The 21,384-nt window shown below is 46.5% G+C and carries 18 protein-coding genes and 1 other annotated feature; of the genes, 3 read left to right on the top strand and 15 right to left on the bottom strand.

Annotation, left to right across the window (positions count from 1 at the left end):
• Nucleotides 1-174 precede the first annotated feature (174 nt).
• On the top strand, nt 175-951 hold the full coding sequence (locus FZD51_RS10875; RefSeq protein WP_148974785.1) for a metal-binding protein ZinT: 777 nt from the start codon (nt 175-177) through the stop codon (nt 949-951).
• Nucleotides 952-1,197: 246 nt separating this feature from the next.
• Here the strand turns inward: FZD51_RS10875 and FZD51_RS10880 are convergent, their stop codons facing one another.
• The 14 genes from FZD51_RS10880 to FZD51_RS10945 form a co-directional block, all read right to left on the bottom strand.
• On the bottom strand, nt 1,198-2,115 hold the full coding sequence (locus tag FZD51_RS10880; RefSeq protein WP_148974786.1) for a gluzincin family metallopeptidase: 918 nt from the start codon (nt 2,113-2,115) through the stop codon (nt 1,198-1,200).
• On the bottom strand, nt 2,099-2,476 hold the full coding sequence (locus FZD51_RS10885; protein WP_148974787.1) for a hypothetical protein: 378 nt from the start codon (nt 2,474-2,476) through the stop codon (nt 2,099-2,101). The genes FZD51_RS10880 and FZD51_RS10885 overlap by 17 nt, the downstream gene beginning before the upstream one ends.
• 27 nt (nt 2,477-2,503) lie before the next feature.
• Entirely contained in the window at nt 2,504-2,704 is a 201-nt protein-coding gene (locus FZD51_RS10890) for a hypothetical protein (RefSeq protein WP_101551440.1), read from the bottom strand.
• A 327-nt stretch (nt 2,705-3,031) separates the two neighbouring features.
• Complete coding sequence (locus FZD51_RS10895; RefSeq protein ID WP_148974788.1) at nt 3,032-3,427, bottom strand: VOC family protein; 396 nt, start codon at nt 3,425-3,427, stop codon at nt 3,032-3,034.
• A gap of 114 nt (nt 3,428-3,541) precedes the next feature.
• Nucleotides 3,542-4,414 carry a YitT family protein gene (locus FZD51_RS10900; RefSeq protein ID WP_148974789.1) on the bottom strand — a complete coding sequence of 291 codons (873 nt, stop codon included), beginning with the start codon at nt 4,412-4,414 and terminating at the stop codon, nt 3,542-3,544.
• 366 nt (nt 4,415-4,780) lie between these two features.
• Entirely contained in the window at nt 4,781-5,755 is a 975-nt protein-coding gene (locus tag FZD51_RS10905) for a GGDEF domain-containing protein (protein ID WP_148974790.1), read from the bottom strand.
• A 26-nt stretch (nt 5,756-5,781) separates the two neighbouring features.
• Nucleotides 5,782-6,510, bottom strand: a complete 729-nt coding sequence (locus FZD51_RS10910; RefSeq protein ID WP_262380881.1) for an EAL domain-containing protein — start codon at nt 6,508-6,510, stop codon at nt 5,782-5,784.
• A 196-nt stretch (nt 6,511-6,706) separates the two neighbouring features.
• Nucleotides 6,707-7,687 (bottom strand): Gfo/Idh/MocA family protein, encoded by a 981-nt coding sequence (locus FZD51_RS10915; RefSeq protein WP_148974792.1) that lies wholly within the window; start codon nt 7,685-7,687, stop codon nt 6,707-6,709.
• Nucleotides 7,688-7,968: 281 nt separating this feature from the next.
• Nucleotides 7,969-9,360, bottom strand: coding sequence for an asparagine--tRNA ligase (asnS, locus tag FZD51_RS10920; protein WP_148974793.1), 1,392 nt, complete (start codon nt 9,358-9,360; stop codon nt 7,969-7,971).
• 53 nt (nt 9,361-9,413) lie between these two features.
• Nucleotides 9,414-9,643 (bottom strand) — a binding site (T-box leader).
• A gap of 223 nt (nt 9,644-9,866) precedes the next feature.
• On the bottom strand, nt 9,867-11,150 hold the full coding sequence (locus FZD51_RS10925; protein ID WP_148974794.1) for a TIGR02679 family protein: 1,284 nt from the start codon (nt 11,148-11,150) through the stop codon (nt 9,867-9,869).
• Nucleotides 11,140-15,255, bottom strand: coding sequence for a TIGR02680 family protein (locus FZD51_RS10930; RefSeq protein WP_338120377.1), 4,116 nt, complete (start codon nt 15,253-15,255; stop codon nt 11,140-11,142). The genes FZD51_RS10925 and FZD51_RS10930 overlap by 11 nt, the downstream gene beginning before the upstream one ends.
• Nucleotides 15,252-16,364 carry a TIGR02678 family protein gene (locus FZD51_RS10935; RefSeq protein ID WP_262380882.1) on the bottom strand — a complete coding sequence of 371 codons (1,113 nt, stop codon included), beginning with the start codon at nt 16,362-16,364 and terminating at the stop codon, nt 15,252-15,254. Before FZD51_RS10935 ends, FZD51_RS10930 begins: the two co-directional genes overlap by 4 nt.
• Nucleotides 16,365-16,383: 19 nt before the next feature.
• Nucleotides 16,384-17,910 (bottom strand): TIGR02677 family protein, encoded by a 1,527-nt coding sequence (locus FZD51_RS10940; protein WP_148974796.1) that lies wholly within the window; start codon nt 17,908-17,910, stop codon nt 16,384-16,386.
• 171 nt (nt 17,911-18,081) lie between these two features.
• Nucleotides 18,082-18,393 (bottom strand): hypothetical protein, encoded by a 312-nt coding sequence (locus tag FZD51_RS10945; RefSeq protein ID WP_148974797.1) that lies wholly within the window; start codon nt 18,391-18,393, stop codon nt 18,082-18,084.
• A 159-nt stretch (nt 18,394-18,552) separates the two neighbouring features.
• Between FZD51_RS10945 and FZD51_RS10950 the strand changes: the two genes are divergently transcribed.
• Together FZD51_RS10950 and FZD51_RS10955 are read left to right on the top strand one after the other, a co-directional pair.
• A complete protein-coding gene (locus FZD51_RS10950) occupies nt 18,553-18,984 on the top strand; it encodes a hypothetical protein (protein ID WP_148974798.1) in 432 nt (143 codons plus the stop codon).
• Between the two features lie 54 nt (nt 18,985-19,038).
• Nucleotides 19,039-20,241, top strand: coding sequence for a DUF4085 domain-containing protein (locus FZD51_RS10955; RefSeq protein ID WP_148974799.1), 1,203 nt, complete (start codon nt 19,039-19,041; stop codon nt 20,239-20,241).
• A 36-nt stretch (nt 20,242-20,277) separates the two neighbouring features.
• Here the strand turns inward: FZD51_RS10955 and FZD51_RS10960 are convergent, their stop codons facing one another.
• Nucleotides 20,278-21,339, bottom strand: coding sequence for a DmpA family aminopeptidase (locus FZD51_RS10960; protein WP_148974800.1), 1,062 nt, complete (start codon nt 21,337-21,339; stop codon nt 20,278-20,280).
• Nucleotides 21,340-21,384: the final 45 nt, after the last annotated feature.

Consider the following 21,384-nt stretch of genomic DNA (forward strand, 5'->3'; position numbering starts at 1 on the left):
TTTATAACACAAGATGTTGTCTGTGTATTATTTTTTTTAATAGTTTTTTGGATTATAAATCAAAATTATTCCGTTTTACATTGACACTTTTTTATGAGCATAGTATATTCAGTAAAGTATAAATAGTAACAATTACGATTTATACAATACATAATGATCGGAGCGATATGATTCATGAACAAAAAGCTTACCAGTTCTATTTTTTTCCTTTTCATATTAGGCATCATCCTTGCAGGCTGTCAGGAAAAGAGCGATGCACCTGCTAAAGAGGCAGCACCCGAGGAATCTGCTGAAAATACCGAAGAATCCACTGAAAGTGCCGAAGAAAGCCATGATCATGATCATGAACATGAAGATGGGGAAGAACATGAGCACGAGCATGACCACAGCCACGGCTCAGAAGAAGAACAGCAAATCTATTCAGGAATATTTGAAGATGACCAAATCGAAGACCGTCCTTTATCTGACTGGGAAGGAGACTGGCAGTCTGTTTATCCTTATCTGCTGGACGGAACGCTGGATGAGGTTTTTGAACACAAAGCTGAAACAAAAAAGGATAAATCCGCTGAGGAGTACAAAGCTTATTATAAAACCGGTTATGAGACAGACGTTGAACGAATTGTTATCAAGGATAACGAGATGACATTTTACAGAAATGGTGAAGCAAAAACAGGAGAATATGAATATCACGGCTACGAAATCCTGAACTATGAAGCTGGAAACCGGGGCGTCCGTTTTCTATTTGATCTGGCAGGAGAAGAAGCAGACGGGCTGCCAAAGCATGTCCAATTCAGCGATCACAGCATCTACCCGACAAAAGCCCATCATTACCACATTTATTTCGGGGATGAAGAACATGCAGAACTTCTGAAAGAACTGGAGCACTGGCCAACCTATTATTTCTCTGACTTAAGCGGAGACGAAATAGTGCATGAAATGACTGCTCATTAATAAATTTGAGCTGAGAGTATAAATATCGCCTTTTTGCAGGTGATATTTGTCTCTCAGCTTGTTTCAATAATCCAGCCGGCTGTGGCATACTGTTTCGAACTGAAAAAACACATCTGCTCATTTCACGGCTTTTTTCGTTTAATCTGCTCACTATTTTATTCATTCCACAGCTTTTTTCATCACTCCCGCTGTTTTTCTGCCAACTGGCCTGAAGCCAGAACTCGTATCCGAAGCCGGTTCCACTGCTTACCCGCCCAACAAATGCTCTTTATTCTCTTCCAGATGCTTCATAATTCCTTGAATGCCAGACTCATAGCTTCTCACCGCTTCTTCATTTGGTTCAGAACCACTCAGCAAAAATTGCATCCATTCTCCTTCTAACTGCTTCAGTGATTTTCCATAGACGGCCTGGAGTGTTGCTGCAAGGTCTGGTTCACCATGAATTTCTAAGAATTTTTCCAGTCCATATGCATTTATAAGATACCTTGTAAACGAAGCAGATTCTATGTAAGCCAGCCATCTGAGGGAAGATGAGTCTTTATCCAAATTTGTATAGGAGAAGAATTTGTCTTCCTGCAGCAGGGTTTCTAGAGGCAGCATGATCTTTTTAGAGATTAAATGCTTCATGATTTCATGTGTATCTTCCTGATAATTTGGATTCACACTTCTTTCCGAATAGATATCCTGCATATAAATTGCCAGGCCTTCTTGTGTAACTTGTCCTTTTCCATCATTAAAAAGTGCATGTGTCATTTCATGAATGAGAGGATCATTTCCTTCTGAAATATAATAAAGATTGATGGTGCCGCCGTTATGGGAGCTGACTTTTTGCTCATTATGCAGATGAAGATAAATCCTGGAGGGTGGAGAAAGAGGAATCTTTTCTTTTTGCAGTGCCCCATAAAAGCCGAGGATTTCTTCTTTGATCTGCTTTAGCGTATCCTCAGAAAACTTCCCTTTATTTTGCATAACAATATCGATTTTCCCATCTTCTGTTTTAAAATTTGTCAATTCATCTTTTGCGGGCTCAGCTCTTTTGGTGACCTCGGCATCATTGTCAGTCTTGGTACAGCCGATAAGAAGCCCCATTAGCAAAATGGCAGCAGAGGCAGTCTTTATCCTTCTGCCCGCCTTCCACTTCCTATTTTTAATGTCCATCTCCATCAAACACCCCTCTCATCTCCTCCGGCACAATCATCACATCCTGTATTTCATACCGATCATCAGGCGTTAAATGAAGCAGCACCATTTCGCCGTTTTCAAACTTTAACAGCTCATAGGTATTGAAGCTTGTACCTGCACCCATCCGAACCTTAATTTGCTGCAGCAGCTCATCAGAGATTTCAGCTTTTCTTCCCTCGGCCATGAGGGTTCTGGCCTGCTGATCATTTTCTGTCCTAACCGCTTCCTTGAACATCAGACCAACTTCACCAGCATCTGGTTTGCTCAACTCTTTATAAACAACCAACCCTAATCCTATGTTCAGAAAAATAGATGCAGCAATAAGGATATTCTTGACTCGCATCGCTTCACTCCTTACTTAGCCGCATGATTAGTAACCAAACTGGTTCAATATAAATTTCAGCACCGGCAGCAGGATCAGAATCAAAACGCTTTGATAAAAAGAAGTCAAAATATCTTTTTTCCACGTATTCCTTTCAGGATAGCGATTGGCCAATCGCTGAAACAGAAGCAGCACAAGCCACCAGAAAAATAAAGCGGTCAGCACCATTTGTATATCACTATAAAACATCCTTGCCCCCCCTTTGCCGACAAATTACTTAATCACTTATACGGTTTATAAGGAAAAAAGTTCCTTTTTATTAGTACAAAAAAAGCATTTCCCCATCAAAAGGAAATGCCCATTGCTTCTTTATTCTTTTTTTCGTTCTTTTCCGAAAAAGCCCCAATCCAGGAAAGCATATACGGCAATATATACTGCAGCCTGGATACAATTAGAAAGGAGGTGGACTTCCTTTTCTGTTAGAAAGTCATACAAGCTAAACCAGGCTATCAGGATGATAAGCAATAGGATATAAAAATTCTTCCTGGATTTTCGCAGAAATTTCAGCACTTGCCGCTATTTCGCACCCTCATCAGGCTGATGGATCCCAAAGATATTGCCTTCTGTATCCACATAATATCCCTGCCACGCCATCCCCGGCAGAGCATATTTCGGCAGTGCGACCTTTCCGCCATATTCCAGGATTTTCGCTTCCGTGATGTCGTAATCTTTTACACCCAAAGTACAGGAATAGCCGTTCACTGGCTGACCGGGTTCAGGCGGCGGGCCTTGGCGTTTGATCAATGCACCATTGATGCCCATTTCACTGTCATCGCCCGTCACTGCGCCGAAGTATGGCATCCCGGCATATTCGCTCCAGTCCTGAAACGACCAGCCAAACACATCTCCATAAAACTTTTTCGCACGCTCCATGTCATCCACATGGATTTCGAAATGAATTAGTCTTCCCATGATTACCTCCCGATTTCCAATTATAATTTCTCATACTAACTTCGAGCTATCTTTAGGAATACCTTCTACAAAAAAAGCCTGCCCCAAAGTTTTTTGGAGCAGGAATCTTTTCTATTAGTGGATATCCTTTTTTCTGAAATTCCCGCCCTTTACTTCCGAAACATCATAAACAGTAACAAAGCAATCGGGGTCAATTTCATTGATGATTTCTTTCAGCTTGGTTTCTTCCATGCGGTTGATGACACAGGTGATTTCCCTGAATTTTTCATGGGAGAATCCTCCGTAGACTTCTTTATAAGTCGCACTGCGGCCTAAGCGGTCGCGTATAGTCTCTACCATCAATGCAGGCTGGGTGGTGATAATCTGAAAAGTTTTGGAACCGCTCAGTCCCACTTCAACAATATGAATGACCTTAGAGGCGATAAAGTAAGCAATCGCTGACAGGATGGCCCCCTGCAGCCCAAACACGGTTGAAACGAAGATAAATACAAAGATGTTCAAGAAGAGGATGATATCGCTCGTCCCAAACGGCAATTTCCGGGACAGCAGCACGGCAAGCATATCGATTCCGTCCAAAGCACCGCCATTCCGCAGCGCAAGCCCCATGCCAAACCCGAGAATGATCCCCCCGACCACTGTGACCAGCAAGGTATCGCCTTCAATGATTGCCGGGGTATGATGCATCATGCTTGTCCCTATAGCCAGGGAAGCAATTCCGATGATGGAAAGGATGGCAAAGGTTTTTCCGATCTGCTTATATCCCAGCCAGATAAACGGGATATTCAGGACCGCGATCAAAATCCCTAATGGAAAATGACTTAACTGTGCCCCGACGATGCTGAGGCCCGTGACGCCTCCGTCTGATACATCATTCGGGATTAGAACGGTTTCCAGGCCATAGGCAGCAATGAAGCCCCCGAGGATGACGAGCAGCACCCTCATAGCAAATTTCAGTTTGTTCGACTTATGCTTTCTCTTTTCAGTCATAATATTTCCTGCCTTTACTCTATTTTCATTTTTACAGTGTATCATATTTACAGCCTGTCTCTTGCATTTGTTGCTTTTTTGCAAAAGATAAACTCACTTGGATATTAATATTAAAAACGCGATTGTTATGGAAATTATTATGCAAATATAGAAAAAGGAGCCCTCCCTCCGTTTGGGGATCAGGCACCTTTTTTATGTTCATAGGATTTTTTATAAAATGAAAGTAGGCTTTGGTCCTCCAGTTTTGCAGACAGTCATTTGGACGCTGAGTCTTGGGGGAGCCATCGGGGGGATATATGCACATTGATGCATCCGTTTACATTCAAGACTTTTAATGAATGGTAACTTTCCACAATCTATTTCCCATCAGACCTGGCAGCTGCCCTTTTCTTCCATGGTAAGGTAAACACTCCTGCGGTAGGACTTGCACCGCTTTTTAAGGCGTGCAGCTTCTATGCTTAGTTCTTCAATTGTATGGAAGTTTATTATTGTATTTTGCACGACTGCGATGGATAAGCCGAGCAGCGGAATGCTTTCGGGGATTCCCATCCGGTTTACTGCCTGGATGCACCCTTCCTTAAGCTCTTCTTCCGAGTAAAATGAACGGGCATAATCATCAAATTTTCCGAGGATAGCCTCGCAGATGTCTTGATAGTCATGATGGGGGAAAACCGTTATAAAATCATCCCCTCCGATATGTCCGATAAAGGATTGGCTGCTCATGTGCCCTGCATCCAGCTCATCTTTCAGAATCGCTGCTGTTTCCTGGATGACTTCATCGCCGATCTTGAATCCAAATGTATCATTGAAGGTTTTGAATGAGTTGATGTCAATATAAAGCACAGTATATTTTTCAGAGGCAAGCGCCTTCTTGAGTGCATTTTTGATTTCGAAATTGCCTGGCAGGCCTGTGAGGGGATTTGAATACCGTGCAATGCTGATCTGTTCTTCCGCCAGCTTCATCAGCAGATTCCGGATGCTGACAGTGCCGATCAGCAGGTCTTCTTTTGTTACGATTACATAATCATACAGCTGCTCCTGTGTCCGGTCCATGGCCAGGGCGCTGGCTTCCGTAATGGGCACCGAATGGTCGATCACAAGAGGATCCGCAATCATGACCAGCTCGACTTTCCGCTTCATGAACAGATCAAACCCGTACTGAGTGGATAATTTCTGATAGAATTTCGTCTTCGAGACCAGCCCTACCGGCCGGCTGTCCAGGCAGACAACCACCCCTTCAATCTCCGGTGTTTCCTTAAAAATGGAATAAACATATTCGCATTTTGCCGAGGGAGCTACAAACATCACTTTCTCGGCGAGGTCTCCAATCGTCACCTGCATAACGACACCTTCATTTCAGTACATAGTTATAGATGAGTGCTGGGCCTTCCAAGATAATATCCTTGTCCCAATTGGATGCCGGCCTGCCTGGCAATCAATAATTGCTCCGCAGTTTCAATTCCTTCGAGTGTGACAGCCACACCTTCGCTGATAAAATACGAAGCAATCCAATCAAGGAACTTTTGCTTTTTCAAAGACTCAGCCAGATTTTCACAAAAATACCGGTCAAGCTTGATGATATCCGGTTCGAGCTCCAAAGCGATCCGCAAGGACGATTGCCCTTTTCCAAGATCATCAAGTGCAATCCTGAAGCCTAGTGACTTCAAGTGTTGCACAACTTCTTTCAGCCTGTTTAAAGAAACAACTGATTCAGCTTCATTCAGTTCAAACGTAATCTGCTCCGGCTTTAATGATGTATTCTTCATTATATCATCAATTTTCCATAAAAAAGCCGGCTCCAGCAGCGTGGATGGGAAAATATTCACAGATAATTGGGAAGATGCAGCAGCTGTAGCCTTATATTCAAAAGTGCTGATGGTTCGGACAATCGAAAAAATATCAAGATCATACAGCTTTCCATTCTGTTTGGCCATTGCAAACAGCATTTCGGGATTCTGAATCTCAAAGCTCCTGATCAGTCCTTCATATCCAGCAATACAATGATCCGCCAAATAATAAATAGGCTGAAACACATGGGAGAAATTGAAAATATGGAAGTTTTGATCTTCTGTAGATTCAAACAGCATAGTTGTCATCAAAAATACCTTCCTAAACATAAAGTCGATACTCCAAATGTACTACTTTACTGTTAAGTTGGTGTAATGTTCTTGTAAAAATCTTTTTTAAGGAGATGGAACGCCCAGAAGGATGTTACAAGCCCCCTAAGTTTCTGTAAATCTCGGAACCGGCATCAAGTTCAAAATACATTTATTCCGTTTTTTTACATATAATTTAAAAATCGTCTGTTATTCTTACTGAGCTGCCAATCCGGGCTGATTCCACAGCAGCTGCGGCAACCTCCTGGGTACGGCAGGCATCAAAATAGTCCGATTTAATCCCTGAAACGTCGCCCGTCCTGATCGCATGAATAAAAGCGCGTGCTTCTAATACATACGGACTGTCCTGATCCTTCCACTCTGTTACTATCCCATTCTCCCTTTTTGTCAGTCCTTCCTGATCAAGCTGGAGAATCCCATTGCTATGATAAAAATCAATGCCTATCTTAGAATCTCCCTCAGGCAGAATGCATGTGTTTGAAATGACTGCCAATGGTCCACTCTTCATTTTGAGGGTCACTGTACCAACATCGGGAACTGTCACACCTTTATGGATTTGCTCTAATACCCTGCTTCCAAAAACAGCTGTTACTTCTTCAACCTCTCCAGCCGTATATCTGAGAATATCAATGATATGAGTGGTCTGTTCAACCAGCTGCCCTCCTGATCGGGCAAGGTCGCGCCACCACGGGACAGGCGGCATAGAACCCATCCATTGGCCGGTCACCATCCCAAGGACCGCCCCCTCCAGCTCATGCTTCAATCTTGCCGCTGTTTCACGGTAGCGGAAATGATAGCCGACAGAAGTGATGACCGGCTTTTCCTTCAGCGCGGAGAGGATGATCTCAGGAGTTTCCATGCTTGTCCCGACAGGTTTTTCAACGAAGAAAGGAATTCCCCTTTTTATCAGCTGCAGCTCAATTGCGCCATGTGCGAATGGAGGCACGCAAAGATAAACGGCATCCAGACGCTCCCCTTCAAGCATTTCCTCAACATTCCCATACCCTTTAATCCCGCCGAACTTCTCTCCAAAGTCTATAGCTTTTGAAAGACTGGTCCCGCAAACTGCCGCCAGGTTTACCTCTTCCATTTCCATCAAAATCTTTGCATGAACTTCACTGAACCAGCCTGTTCCGATAATGCCTACATTGATCATTTCAGTCCTCCTTTAAATCTCTTTTGTTGTGTTGAGCATGCAAAGGCTGCTCTTCCTTTATGGCAAAAATGCTGAAGAATCTTTTCTTTTTTCATTCTGCGCAATCCACACTGTTCCTTTCATACCAACATAATGAGTTATTGCAGAATATTTAGATAATAACAGCTGTAACACATGATAAGCCGCGGGGCAGCTATTTTGCCGATAAAAAAGCTTGTCTGCTAAAACTATAACAGACAAGCTTTTGGGACTGAACTATATTAGCTGTAAGGTTCAATTTCTTAGAATTCAGCATTCCCCGGAGTACGAGGGAATGGAATCACGTCACGGATGTTCTTCATGCCTGTTAGATACATGATCAGGCGCTCAAAGCCGATTCCGTAGCCGGAGTGCTTGGTTTCGCCATATTTGCGGAGCTCAAGGTACCACCAGTAATCCTTCAGGTCCATGCCCATCTCAGTGATTCTTTCTTTAAGGAGCTCTTCCCTCTCCTCACGCTGGCTTCCGCCGATCAGCTCGCCGATTTCAGGAACAAGAAGGTCTGCAGCGGCAACGGTTTTGCCATCATCATTCGCTCTCATATAGAAAGCCTTGATATCTTTTGGATAGTCTGTGACAAAGACAGGACGCTTATAGATGACTTCACTAAGATAGCGCTCATGCTCTGTCTGCAGGTCTGCACCCCATTCTGGCTGATATTCGAACTTCTCGCCTGACTCTTTCAGCTGCTCGATTGCATCCGTGTAAGTCACGCGTGCATATTCAGTATTCAGCGCTGTGTTCAGCCTTTCGATAAGAGTCTTATCGATAAAGCTGTTGAAGAATGTAATTTCCTCAGGAGCTTCGTTCAGCACATACTGAATGACATGCTTAATCATCGCTTCTGCCAGATCAAGGATATCAGGAAGCTCTGCGAATGCCACTTCCGGCTCAACCATCCAGAACTCAGCCGCATGGCGGGTTGTGTTGGAGTTTTCTGCACGGAAAGTCGGCCCGAACGTATACACCTTCTGGAATGCAAGGGCAAGGGCTTCTGCTGATAGCTGCCCGCTGACGGTCAGATTGGCTTCTCCATTGAAGAAATCCTTGCTGAAATCGACGTCACCTTCATCCGTTTTAGGGACGTTATTCATGTCCATCGTTGTCACACGGAACATCTCGCCGGCACCCTCTGTGTCACTGCCTGTAATGACTGGAGTTTGAGCATAAATGAAGCCTTTTTCCTGGAAGAAGTTATGGATGGCATAAGAAGCCAGAGACCTGATCCGGAAAACAGCTGAATACGTATTCGTACGCGGACGCAGATGGGCAATCGTCCTCAGATATTCAAAAGAGTGCTTCTTCTTTTGAAGCGGATAGTCTGAGTTTGATTTCCCCTCAATGGTAATCTGCTCGGCCTTCATTTCGAAAGGCTGCTTCATGTCAGGCGTCAGAACGATAGAACCTTCTATAGAAACAGTAGAGCTGATGGCCGCTTTTGTGATGTCCTTGAAATTCGGAAGGTCATCTCCATATACTACCTGGACATTCTTAAGGAAAGTGCCGTCATTGACTTCAAGGAAGCCGAACGTCTTTGAATCGCGGGAAGTACGGACCCAGCCGGTAATACGCACTTTAGCATTCAAATGGGCTTCAGGATCTCTGTACAGCTCTTTAACAGTTGCTTTAATCATGATTGATCCTCCTAGTAAAAATAATGTTCATAAAAAAAAGCCTACGTCCCCCTAAAAGGGACGAAAGGCTTTGCTTCCGCGGTACCACCCACATTGCCGCAAAATGCGGCCAGCTTAAATCATTCCGGCAGATAACGTCCCGGACACGTCTAAGCCTACTCAGTGAGCCTTTTCGGTTAGAACTCAGAGGTGTTCTTCACTCATGCATCCTCATCAGGCTCACACCATCCCTGACTCGCTTTAGATTACAGCACAGGCTACTCTTCCTCATCATCGATTTCGTTTGTTTAGTTCAACACCATATATATTAATCGAAGAGCGGGATAGTTTCAACTGGGATATTGGCTGCAGGGCAGATTATTCTCTTCATTATGCATTATTGCCGAGAGTTTGAGAGGATAAACAGGTGGGCCGGGGGGTCAGGTCCCTTGGCTCGGTTTGTGGGCCAGGGGGTCTGTCCCCCCGGCTTTTGCTCCGTTTTGGGCCAGAGGGTCTGTCCCCCCGGCTCATAATAGAAACCTCTTCTTAATATCCCCTATCAATTCTTCTGCCAGTGCTTCCTGGTACCCGGCTCTCTTCCTGTTGCGCATCAGCTCTATAAGCCCGGACCAGTTTACCGCATCCACTTTATCCAGCTTGGCCATCCTGTCCGTTATATCTTCTTCTGACAGGCTTTTTTCATAGGACTCTGCATCCATTCTCCACAGCACCGCCTGGTCTTTGTATCTCTTTTTCATCCGGTCGGCAATCAGGATGCCTTCCGGATCCAGGTCGCCGGAATAGTAGAGGGTGCACCCTTGTTCGGCCAGGAAATCGAGCAGTTTCCAGCCCGCTGCCCTGAACTGTCCGTGTGTACAGATAATCGGGGCTTGCGGCATGGCATCCATAAGGGCAGAGCAGACGCCTGAATTTTCTACTATCCATACCTGATTGCCAATGGCAGGCCGCATCCCATCCAGCTTTGAAAGTTCCTTCATGGGCACATTCATCACTGTCTGTGTATCGGCGGCTGCACGCCATACCTGGTGCACCACTCCGTTTTGAAAAGCAAGCAGCCCCTGGCAAGTGGCAAAATTCCATAAATCATCACGGAGAATGCCATAGCTGCCTAAGAGTTCATTCAGCTCTTCTCCATTTCTCGGCATTCTTGCATCCGGGTTCTCTTTGACTTGGTCCGCATACATGCAGTGAACGAGAAGCTTGCCTGCCGCCCCCTGATTATCAAAATAATGGGGATTGCCGGTTGTCCTTTGGGAAAAGAAGGGGAGAAGCTCATATTCCCCTTCACCTGGAACAGCTTTGAAAGCTTCGCAAACAGTTAGAATCATATGATGCAGCTCTTGTTTATCCTTCTGATAGAGAGCCCACATCCACCTGGTGTCAGAGGCTCTTGTCATGAGCTTCTCCAGCCACCAGGAAGCTTCCGGCTTCTTTTCCACCAGCCTTTTAAAAAAGCTCTGTTCCTCAAGCCTCTCCTGCTCTGCTTCTTCCACTTTTGTAAGAATAATTTCACCCAGCACGGCTTCAAGCAGCTCTTTAAGTGTGATATCGGTAAATCCCGTATTTCTAAGCTCTCGTTCAAAAGCAATCAGGCCGACAGATCCTTTCTTTTGGAGCACCTCTGAAGGCTGTCCGAGAAAGCCGGCAATGGACTGGATTTCTTCACTGGAAAAACCTTTCAGGCTGACTGTTCCCCCAACCCTTCCCAGGGAACGGTATTTCTCTTTGAATCCCTTGAACAATTTTACGAACCCGGGCTCTTCTTTAAATACTTCCAATCTATCCTTCATGCCCCACAAGCTCCTCAGAAATGATCGGATCATCAATCATCAATGATTTCTGCCTGCCGTCCCACTCATACCGGATGACGGTCACATAATCTGCATTCTTCGGCCGCACCAGCTCGGCGATGGATAAGCTTGAAATGGTATCATAATCTCCCCACAGCGCCTGGGAGTTCATAATATAGTTGAAGCCCAGCTGCTCTACGACCTCGAACATATCGCGGATGTTGTTTTCATCAACCCCCGCAAAGGCTTCATCCAGTGAAATGATATAAGGTGCAGCACCATCCGCTTCTTTGTAGCGCGAGAATGCCGCTGTGAAGAGCGGAATATACATCGCCATGGCCTTTTCGCCGCCGCTGAATTTGAAGAAAGCATTATTCGTCAGCTCGCGCTTCGGCTCATTTTCACGCCTGAAAGATAACACAAATGTAAACCATTTGCGGTAGTCCAGCACTTCCTTCAGCACCTGATGCAAGGTTGATCCTTCATTCCGCAGCTGGATCAGCTCCTTCGCCTTCTCGATCCGCGATTGGAAATGGCCTGTGATTTTGTTTAAATCTTCTTCGCTTAAAAATTTGCTGTTCCGCTGCAGGAGCTTTACCAATTCCCCTGTATCGATTTCGTTCTCGGACTCTGCTGTCAGCGGCTTCCAGGCAATCGAGAAAATCAACCCCGAGGAATTATCCCTTTCGGACATAATTTTATCCATTTCTTTCACCCACTGCTGCGCCCTTTGGATGCGGTTGCGCAGGATCCGCCCTACTGAATTGACAATAATATCCTCGTACAGCTGGCGGTCCTGTTCGTCAAGCCAGCTTCTTTGGTCGGCCAGCTCGGCCTGCAGTGCCTTGGCAACATAATCCGGGCTGACACGCTGCCCATGATAATCAAGCTGGATGAGCCGCCTGCTTTTGAGCTGATGCCATTCATTGATGAAAGGCTGGAAATGATCGTCCAGGCCTTCCCGGAACCAGTCAGGCTCATCCATGCTCTCTGTATAATCAAACATCCGGTATTCCGTCAAGTGAATCTGTTCGTTGATAAACGCCTTGGTCAGCTGTTCCAGGAGTTTCGCACGGTCATGCTTGGCCAGCAGATCCCCATATAACTTCAGGATGGAGGCATAATCCGGCTCTGCCCCGACAAAGCCTCTTTTCATTTCTTCATCCGCCTGGGTTTTGCAGGCAGCAGCCATATTCCGCCAGAAAGAAAGCCTCAGATTGGCTTCCTCCAGCTTCTCCAGGCCTCTGCCTTCATCCGCTCTTTTCTGCGGAAGCTGTTCAAGCAGCTGCCTCAGCTGTTCTTCTGCTTCCTTTAATAGCCGCTGCACTGTTTGGATTCTTTCCCGCACCTGGTCAATGCCTTCAAGCTTCAATTGTTCTTCTATGGACTCAATCTCGCGCTGCAGCTGCTTCTGCCTTGACTCTTTGACGTTTTGCTCTCCTTTAACACTATCAACATCTTCTTCTAATTCTGTGAGTTTTTCAGCTGTGGATGCCAGGTTGGCCATAATATGCCTCAGTGTCAGTGCGGTTTGTGAAAGATTGTTCAAATAGGCTTCATAGCTGTTTGCAAATTTCAGCGCTTCCTCAATGACAGCTTTCTGCAGGTCGATGTTCAGGTGAATGCCCCGCTCCCGCAGATTTCCTTTGACTCTGCCATGCTGTTCGATGATTTTCTTCCACTCATCATCAATCCGCTGAAGCAGCTCTTTCTCCTTATTGATTTCCTGCTTCTTCTGAAGAACCTGGTCATGCAGATCAGCGAGCAGATGGTCCTGGGGCAGCTCCTGCTTCCACGTAACAGCATTTTTAAGATTCTCCTGATAAAAGTAAAGCAAATTTGTCAAACTACTCAGTTCTTCCATATGCTGATTGAGTTTTTCTGTCCATTCCTGGATCTGCTCCCTCTGGTGGCGCTTCCTGGAAGTTCTGCCGATAAACTTTGAAGCACCCTCTCTCGGAGCATGGCCCACAAGGCAGCCGACAGAGTAGGTGCCATCCACATCCAGAGAATAGCCGCCTGCTTCTCTTTCCAGCGGGATGCTCCTGAGCACCTCATCTACAAGCGTGTTTGATATCGGGCTGCCGTCTTCCAGATCAGGCATCAGATAGTCTGCAAGCGTGTATCCGAGCAGCCTTGGTTCTGCATGAAGAACTGCATCCTCTTCCGGAGTAAAAGAGTCATTGGTGATTAAGCTGTCCAGCAGACCAGTCACCTTCAGCGCCGACTCGATCCGGTCCCGCTGCTCGTCAGTCACATGCTCCTTGAACTCAACAGCTGCATAAAACGGAATAAAAGCCGCCCCTTTTTCCTGCAATGACACGCGGTGGGCTTTCGTGCCTTCCGCCCTTGCCGGGTCGATCATCTTCTGGTTCTTCAGTTGATGAAGGAAGTCTTTTGTTTCTTCTATCACTGCGTTCTTTTCTTCTATTTGCCCTTTAACTTTTTCTATGTTCGCCTTTGCATCAGCCTCATAGTCCTGTATGCTGGCCAGAAGCTTATCGCGCACCAGATCATAGCGGTTTTCGCTGTACAGCCCATGAATGGCCCGCGCTATTTCCTGCCGTGATTCAGAAGAATACTGCAGTTCCTGGTGTTCTTCCATCCATCGGAAAATATCCTGCTCGAGCTCCCTTTGCTGTGAATCAAACCAGGCATTCAGATGGTCCAGATCCTTCTGGTGGCCGTCCAGCAGGGCTTTTTTATCAGAAGAATCCCTTTGCAGCTTCATTTGCTCCTGCTTAAGCCTTTCCTTTTCAATCGCCAGCTTTTCAAGTCCCTCCAGCAGGGTGCGATGTTCTTTGGCTTCTTTTTTCCAGACTGCAAAATCATAGTCGGCTGACTCGAATCTCTGGTAATCCTTCACATTGACTTCATGCTGATGGAAGGCGGCTTCCTCTGCGTCGAGTGACAGCTCGGCCAGCAGCTCACGCTCCTGGCCCTGCTGCTCCGCAAGCTCGAGCTCAAGCTTTTCTTTAGTACGCCAGGCTTCATGATATTTCCCGTTCAGCTTTTTATACTTTTCTGCCAGCCGGCTGATTTCTTCCCGCAGGTTTCCAGCGGCCTGTTTCTTTTCCGATTTTGTTTCTTCGAGCTTCCATACCTCGTGATTTTGCAGCAGCTTCCTTTCCTGCTCCATCAGATTTTTCTGGTTTTCAAAGGAAATTTTCGAGCTTTCCATCTCTTGTATCTGCACGCGGGATTCTTCCAGATATCTTTCAAGCTTTTTAACTTCAGCTGACGCGTTTTCATAGCGCTGATCTGCCGTTTCCCATTGCCTGGCCCGTTCGGCAAGAATGTACTTATTATAAAGCTGATAGACATTCTCCAGCCTTTGGATCGACTGGGCTTCTCTTTCCAGCTGCTCCAGCTGCTGGCTGGCCTGATCCATATTTTCAATCGTATCAGACAAATGGCGAAGCTCATCATCTGTCAATGGCGGCAATGCCGCCTCGAGGATTTCATAGATGACCGTCGGCTTGAAGTCCTTTGAAAGCTTCGGGCTCCTCAGCTGGATCAGGAGCTTGATCAGATCTTCATAAGCTTCTGCCGACTGGAATCCAAACACATGCTTGTTCACAAGCTCCATATACTCCCGCTGTGAACCGACCACATAGCCGCCCTGCCCGATGCGGTTTTCCAATTCTTTTGCAGAAAAAGGCACCTTCCCATCCCCATGTGAATGGGCAAGCTGGAAATCATGCCCGATCCGCCTGTTATCGTTAATGATAAAATACCAGCTCTTCAGGGTTTTGCCGCGCTTGGCCTGCATGCCGATGCCTGTTGTCACATACTGCTCAGAACCTTGCATTTTGTATTCAATATAAAGATAGCCAGTCCGTTCGTCACGGCCTGAAACCTCTTTTTCCCCTAATAAATAATCTTCCATCTTCCTTGCCTTGGACCCAAATGGATCGAGGCGGTCAGGCGATTTCTTCCCGTCCAGGAGCACCGGCAGAAAGCTTTGCATCGTTACCGATTTTCCTGACCCGTTCGTTCCCCTGAGCAGAAGCTTTCCATCGCGGAAATGGAAGGTTTCTTCATCGTAATACCAGAAATTCAGCAGCCCGGCCCGGTTCATTTCCCATTTTGCCTGCCCCATCATGGTTTCCCTCCTTCATAATCCTCCGGAAATGCGCCTGCCACCACACCCAGCAGCGGTTTAATCCGGATTAAAGAGCTGTCATCCGTCTCAGCCATCATCCACTCTTTCATCGCTTGTACCAGATCTAAGCGGATGCTGCTGGTTGTTTTATCTCTGAAATATTTCGCCCAGCCGCTTTCAAATTGCGCTCTCATTGAATCGATGATTCCATCAAACTCTCCTTCAGTCAGCACAATCTCCCCATTCTCCTTCGGCACATAATAGTCAAGATTGTTATGCAGGTATTGGGAAAACTGCAGCAATACATCACTGGACGCCTTTGAATCCGGGTAGAGCTGGTGATACTGCCGCGGCTCTGCGATGGACAGGAAGGCCGAATTTTTGAAAACATGCAGCTTATACTCGCTATGATTCTCAATATCCTCCGAGAGCCTGTTCCTGAAATTCCGGATATACAGAAAATCCGGATCCTGCTGATCCACTCTGTGAAGCCCTGGTGAAAAAAACAGCTTGCGGTACACCCTTTTCCTCCGTTCATCTTCCTGATTCAGCTTCCAGTCTTCCTTCAGCAGCTCCGTCCAGTGATGATAGCCGAAAAAGTCCTCAGGATAGGTGCGCATAAAATAGCGGCTGTATACAGTAGCTTCATATAACACTTCCTGATCTTCGTTATGGTCAAAGCGGCCGATGTCGCCATCTATGGTCCGGATCAGATCAAATTCCATCAACGCCTGGACTGCCCGGATAAGCGATTTCCGGTGGGTGAAAAGTGTCCAGTCCAGCTCAAGCTCACCGGGATAGGATTCTTTGATATCCTGGCACAGTTCGGACAGCAGGAATTGCTCATCCACCGACTTGCCTTCCAGAAAGGACAAAGCACAGCAGAAAATCGCATATTCCATGGGCTCCTGAAAATGGGTGATCCCCATCCATCTTTCAGGCTCAGCCGGAATCTTCTCCAGTTTGATGAAATGCTGGTGAACAATGAGCCGGAGGCCGAACTTTTCGCTGATATACCGGCGAAGCACCTTCTCCCTTTCTCTGATCAGCTGATACCATTCCGGATTTTTAGATCTTAATATCCAGTATGTATTAAATAAAAGATCCATCCCCTGGACAGCTTTTTCATCAAACTCCAATGCCTGGTCTGCCTTCACGCTTCCTTCCCCCCTCTTCCAGAAATTCAAAAATGGCATTCGGCATCCTGATCACGCCGTCCTCTGCTTCAAGCATGATAGAATTCTCCGCATCGATTTTCACTTTGACAATCAGCCCGTAGTCCGTCTTGACGATTCCCTCTTTTGCTGCCATTGATTTGCCGATCCACCCTAATAACACCTTGCGTATGAAAGGCTCCACCTTGGATAAACGGGACAGCTCGATCATGCCTTCTTCTATATACTGACCGATCAATTGCCGCTCTTGCTCTCTCTCTGCCAGATACTTTTCTTTCTGCAGCCTTTTCTTTTCCTGATTGGACTCGATTGTGCCCGGCTTTGTTTTTTCGCGGTATTTGTTCGTCCTCGGCTTGATTGTTCTGACATCTGGCTCTTCCTCCCAGATATCGGCATGCATGTTATCTGTTGTAGTTTCTTCCAGCTGGAGATGCTTGATGGTCATTGATCCGAACACAACCGATGACAGCTTATGGGCTTCATCCATCGTTTCACAGTCAGAGAACCATTTTGCCAGATGCAAATAATCATTTTTCCGGCTGCGGAAGTTCTGCTGCCTCTCGCCGATGCGCTGGACGTACCGTGTCATGCGGCGGATCATTTCATTCGTCTGCCATTGCAGCATTTCAAACTCGCTCTGCTGGACAGGCGACCCAAGGAACCACTGCCTGACAGAGCTCCAATGCTCCTGATATTCCAAAAGCCATTCTTCATCAGAAACTGCAATCTCTTCCAGGCGCGGGATCGACCTGCGGTGCTCAATAAGCTTTTTGAAAAATGGCTCCAGGCTCCCGGCCTGCAATTCTTCCAATCGCTCACTGATCTGCAGAGAGGTTTTTTGCAGTGAAACAATAAAGTCCCTGAGATAAGCGGTGAACTGATTCTTATACACCAGGAAGGCCTCAGTCTGCATCCTTTGATCTGTCTGTTCACTGTTGATATAAGCAATATAGTCCGCCGTGCTCGTCCGGATCGTCTGAAAATACCGGATCACATCTTCCCACAATCTCAGATAATTTTCCGGCGTATCAGGCAGCTTTACTTCAACCTCTTTCTGCAGCGCGGCCAATGCCTGCAAAAGCCTGTCGAACTGGGAACGCTCAAGGGACCCTTGGAAGATGTCTCCGATATTCTTTTCTAATACGATCAGCATCCTTTCAATCTCAATCGTATAAGGCGTCGACTGGTACCTGAACCGCTTCTTCTTGAACTCCTCCACCGTCCTGGCGCTCGTCATATCCTGCCGGGCCACAAGATTATTCCACTTCACCAGCTGTCCCAGCTGCTGATGGAGCTGCTCTTCCTGATAATCAGAAAAAGCCGGGATCGTCCTCATATGCTCAAGAACCTCCTCCGGCGTAATAAAATCCCTCATCCGTTCATGCTGCTGATAAAAATACCGCAATATCGACCGATAATGCGCCGCAGAATCAGCCGTCAAATAACTCGCCTCAATAACCTTCTTCATCGTAACTTCCATTCGTATCATCCTTAATCGTGACCTTTGCCTCTATTGTATATCACATGGGGCACAGGGAGCCAGAGCCAGAGGGACAGGTCCCTTGGCTAAGTATGGGCCAGGGGGTCAGACCCCTTGGTCCGTTTTCATTTAAGAAGCCTGACCCCAATCAGGGGTTCAGGCTTCCTTGTTTTAAAATGGCAGATCCTCATAATATAGCGGACCTTCATCTGCATCTAGTTCAATAGGCTTTTTCTTTTTCTGGCTGCCTCCTGCTTTTTGAGGCGGAGTTTCTGAAGCAAGCACTCTGCCGAATTTCTCGCTGTAGAGGTCTCTGATCCAGTCTTTGACGGGCATCTTCCATTGCTGACTTTTTGAAGGAATATTTTTGATCAGGCCTTTAGGCGTCATCCCGAGTTCCTTGGCCATGCGGATATCTGCTGCGTTCAGCCGGCAGCGCTTTTTTGCCTCAGCCCAGGCTTCGGCTTTTTGTTTGTTTTTCATAAGTCGTCCCTCGCTTAAATATTGGGCTATGCCAACTAAATCTAATGGGTTATCTACACATTCTAACATATCCTACAGTGCTGAGATGATAAGAGTGCACAGCATCACATAAATTTCCAGAATGCTATAATAATAGAAAAAGCCAAAAGGATGCTCACAATGAAATCTTTAAAAATGAAGGCCATCACCTGGATTGAATGCCTTAATGACCAATACTCATTTAACAGTTTTACTGGTGATCATGCCGCTTATTTTAAGATTGAAGAATTTGCCGATGAACCAGAAGTCTATATCCGTTTTACCGATGCTGGTCTGGACTTTGGATATGAAGCTGTACAATGGAATGGACCTATTCCGGCTCCGGTGCCTGGCATTTATACAAAACATCCGTTATCTTGGAAAGCCATTCGAACTTTGAACAAAGAAGAGCAGCAGGCCGTGCTGCTTGAACTGCTGCTTAAGACTATTAACACCAGAAAAAGGCATTATCGAAAGTGCCAGTTTTGCGGTGAAAAGGCTGCCAAGGAGCATCGGTTTGACAGGGATACCTGCCATGGCTGCGCATCGCGGCAATTTGGGGTTGTTTACTAGATTCAATGGAGATGTACAATATACTACTTTTACCAAATGATAAGAGGTGTCACAATGTGGAATCTAACAACTCAAGCAAAAGAAGCATTCTTAAAGCATAACCTCCTTCCCATTCCTGAGACGGACTCTGACTGGGAAAGCGCCTTGAGAGAAGCCGAGGAGGAAGGAGAAGATCTCCATTCCCGCCGGGAAGAGGAATTGAAAGATATTAAAGCAGAACTGCTTACTGTGCTCCCTAGCCGCTTTGTTCCTTATGTTGAGAATGGAACGCTCAATCAGCCATCCCTGCCCAAATCGGTCCGGGAGGATTATCTTCAATGGATGCGCAATAGTGACAGGGAGTTTGAACAAGTTCTGGATGCAGCACATGAGCAGACAACTCAGGCTGCTGCCCATTTATCACCTGCTGTCCAGGAGATGTTTGCAGAAAGCCTCCATGATGCCATCATCGAGCGGATTGAGCGGGAGAATGGCAATCTTCATCTCTATATCAATACAGAGAGCGGTTTTTCCACCAAGCCTTATATTCACTTTACTTTCCATAATATTACCGAGGAAGAAGCAGCCGAACAGCTGCAGACCGGCCAATGGCTGATATACTATGAGCTGCAGAAAACGGCTGCGGGCTTTGCCTTTCGCGTTCTGTTTGAATGTCCGGATGCCCAGTGGACCATTTATATGAAGGATTTGACTGTGCAGTTTTTTTATAGGCCGGTGCTTTATACAAGATTAAAAGATGAAGGAAAATTAGAAGATATGCCGCTTGGGGAATATATCGCTCAGCTGGCGCAGGGTCACCGCTATTGGCTGGCTGCGCCGGATGTTCTTAGCGAGATAAGCAGTTTGGGAGAACCCCTTCTTTTAAGCGGTGGGAAGCTGGAAATTGACCCGAAAAACACAGTGGTTACAACCTCAAGCGGGCAATACACCTACCCTTTGGAGGCATATAATCCAATCGGCTTCATCTACACTGACATTGATGAAGACCCATACGCACACTTAAAGGAGCCGGTCCCGCCTGAAGAGCTGGAAGCTGCCATTTTCAGCGGCATTCCTGAACAGCAGGTCCGCGCCTGGAATACGATTTATACCAGTCCCGAAGAGCATGCGGAGACGATCAATCTCATCATGGAGAAACTGGAGTTCACCGAAGAAAATGAAATGATGCTGTTTGTTTATGCAAACTATTTTTATAAAGCTGGGGTTTTGAGTGAAGATAATATGAAAAAGTACGGAGAATTGATTGATCATGAATAGGAGTCATGCCCCTCTGCACTTGGGGCATGACTTTTTTTACACCAGCCGAATACCATGCTCCCGCAGCAGATCACTCAAAGCCGGCCGCACATTTCCATTCCGGCCCGCCACCCGTGTTGCCGCTGCCAGCGAATTCAGGACAGCCTCTTCCGTTGCCTCGCCTGCCGCTCTGAAAGCCAGATCAATATCCTCTTCATGTATCATAGAGATCCTTAAACAATCTGCCGGTTTTTCATGAGGAATTTTCACAGCAGTCGAAAAGCCGATGACCACCTCGCCGCTTCCTGTCCCAATGATGGACCCCGTCCGCGACAGTCCTGTTACCGTCCTTTTAATGATTCGGTTCAGCTGCCTCTCCGACACAGGCAGGTCAGTTGCGACAATGATGATGACCGACCCTTTATCCTTCTCCTCCTGAGCCCGGATAGCCTCACTCAGCTCTTCCCCGACGGCTTTTCCATTCACCCGCAGATCCTTTAAACCGCCGAAATTCGTCAGCACAAGAACGCCCATTGTATAAGTCCCATGGTCCATTTCCATCTGCCTCGAGCTGGTCCCGATCCCGCCTTTAAGCGAATAACAAAGCATGCCGGTCCCTGCTCCAGCAGTGCCTTCTTCCACGTCCGCCGAGGCATTCTGCAGCGCCCGGAAAACGTGCTCCCGTTTTATAAACCCAGCCCTGATATCATTCAAAAACATATCATTGCATTCACACACAACCGGATTTACCGTTCCAGTCGTCCGGCCGATTTCCGGATTAGACTCCAGCATATACTGAATCAAAGCGTCTGCCGCTGTACCGATGCCGAGCGTATTGGTCAGGATGATCGGAGTTTCAAGCGTACCCAGCTCATTGATCTGAATCGTCCCCATACTCTTCCCAAACCCGTTGATCACATGGGTTGCGGCGATCAGCTTTTCTTTAAAAAGATTTCCGGGATGCGGCACAATTGCCGTAACCCCGGTTTGTTTGTCAGCTTCGCTCAGCGTGGTATGCCCCACAGTTACGCCTTCCACATCTGTAATGCTATTGCGCGGACCTGTCTGAAGGGTTCCTATTTTTACTCCATAGTCTCTGATTCTTTTTTGGGCAGGCATAGTTATCCTCCATTTTTGCGAAGAAAGGCACCTCTCTCTCCCATC

This window comes from Bacillus infantis (assembly GCF_008180445.1).
Lineage (GTDB): Bacteria > Bacillota > Bacilli > Bacillales > Cytobacillaceae > Bacillus_AB > Bacillus_AB infantis_B.

What these genes read in the sequence shown, in the direction of transcription:
- FZD51_RS10930 (WP_338120377.1), bottom strand. Translation starts at nt 15,255, where the DNA reads ATGATGGGGCAGGCAAAATGGGAAATGAACCGGGCCGGGCTGCTGAAT.
- FZD51_RS10935 (WP_262380882.1), bottom strand. Translation starts at nt 16,364, where the DNA reads ATGGATCTTTTATTTAATACATACTGGATATTAAGATCTAAAAATCCG.
- FZD51_RS10905 (WP_148974790.1), bottom strand. Translation starts at nt 5,755, where the DNA reads ATGCAGGTGACGATTGGAGACCTCGCCGAGAAAGTGATGTTTGTAGCT.
- FZD51_RS10880 (WP_148974786.1), bottom strand. Translation starts at nt 2,115, where the DNA reads ATGGAGATGGACATTAAAAATAGGAAGTGGAAGGCGGGCAGAAGGATA.
- FZD51_RS10945 (WP_148974797.1), bottom strand. Translation starts at nt 18,393, where the DNA reads ATGAAAAACAAACAAAAAGCCGAAGCCTGGGCTGAGGCAAAAAAGCGC.
- FZD51_RS10895 (WP_148974788.1), bottom strand. Translation starts at nt 3,427, where the DNA reads ATGGGAAGACTAATTCATTTCGAAATCCATGTGGATGACATGGAGCGT.
- FZD51_RS10960 (WP_148974800.1), bottom strand. Translation starts at nt 21,339, where the DNA reads ATGCCTGCCCAAAAAAGAATCAGAGACTATGGAGTAAAAATAGGAACC.
- FZD51_RS10900 (WP_148974789.1), bottom strand. Translation starts at nt 4,414, where the DNA reads ATGACTGAAAAGAGAAAGCATAAGTCGAACAAACTGAAATTTGCTATG.
- FZD51_RS10950 (WP_148974798.1), top strand. Translation starts at nt 18,553, where the DNA reads ATGAAATCTTTAAAAATGAAGGCCATCACCTGGATTGAATGCCTTAAT.
- FZD51_RS10940 (WP_148974796.1), bottom strand. Translation starts at nt 17,910, where the DNA reads ATGGAAGTTACGATGAAGAAGGTTATTGAGGCGAGTTATTTGACGGCT.
- FZD51_RS10875 (WP_148974785.1), top strand. Translation starts at nt 175, where the DNA reads ATGAACAAAAAGCTTACCAGTTCTATTTTTTTCCTTTTCATATTAGGC.
- FZD51_RS10915 (WP_148974792.1), bottom strand. Translation starts at nt 7,687, where the DNA reads ATGATCAATGTAGGCATTATCGGAACAGGCTGGTTCAGTGAAGTTCAT.
- FZD51_RS10890 (WP_101551440.1), bottom strand. Translation starts at nt 2,704, where the DNA reads ATGTTTTATAGTGATATACAAATGGTGCTGACCGCTTTATTTTTCTGG.
- FZD51_RS10910 (WP_262380881.1), bottom strand. Translation starts at nt 6,510, where the DNA reads ATGACAACTATGCTGTTTGAATCTACAGAAGATCAAAACTTCCATATT.
- FZD51_RS10955 (WP_148974799.1), top strand. Translation starts at nt 19,039, where the DNA reads ATGTGGAATCTAACAACTCAAGCAAAAGAAGCATTCTTAAAGCATAAC.
- asnS (WP_148974793.1), bottom strand. Translation starts at nt 9,360, where the DNA reads ATGATTAAAGCAACTGTTAAAGAGCTGTACAGAGATCCTGAAGCCCAT.
- FZD51_RS10925 (WP_148974794.1), bottom strand. Translation starts at nt 11,150, where the DNA reads ATGAAGGATAGATTGGAAGTATTTAAAGAAGAGCCCGGGTTCGTAAAA.
- FZD51_RS10885 (WP_148974787.1), bottom strand. Translation starts at nt 2,476, where the DNA reads ATGCGAGTCAAGAATATCCTTATTGCTGCATCTATTTTTCTGAACATA.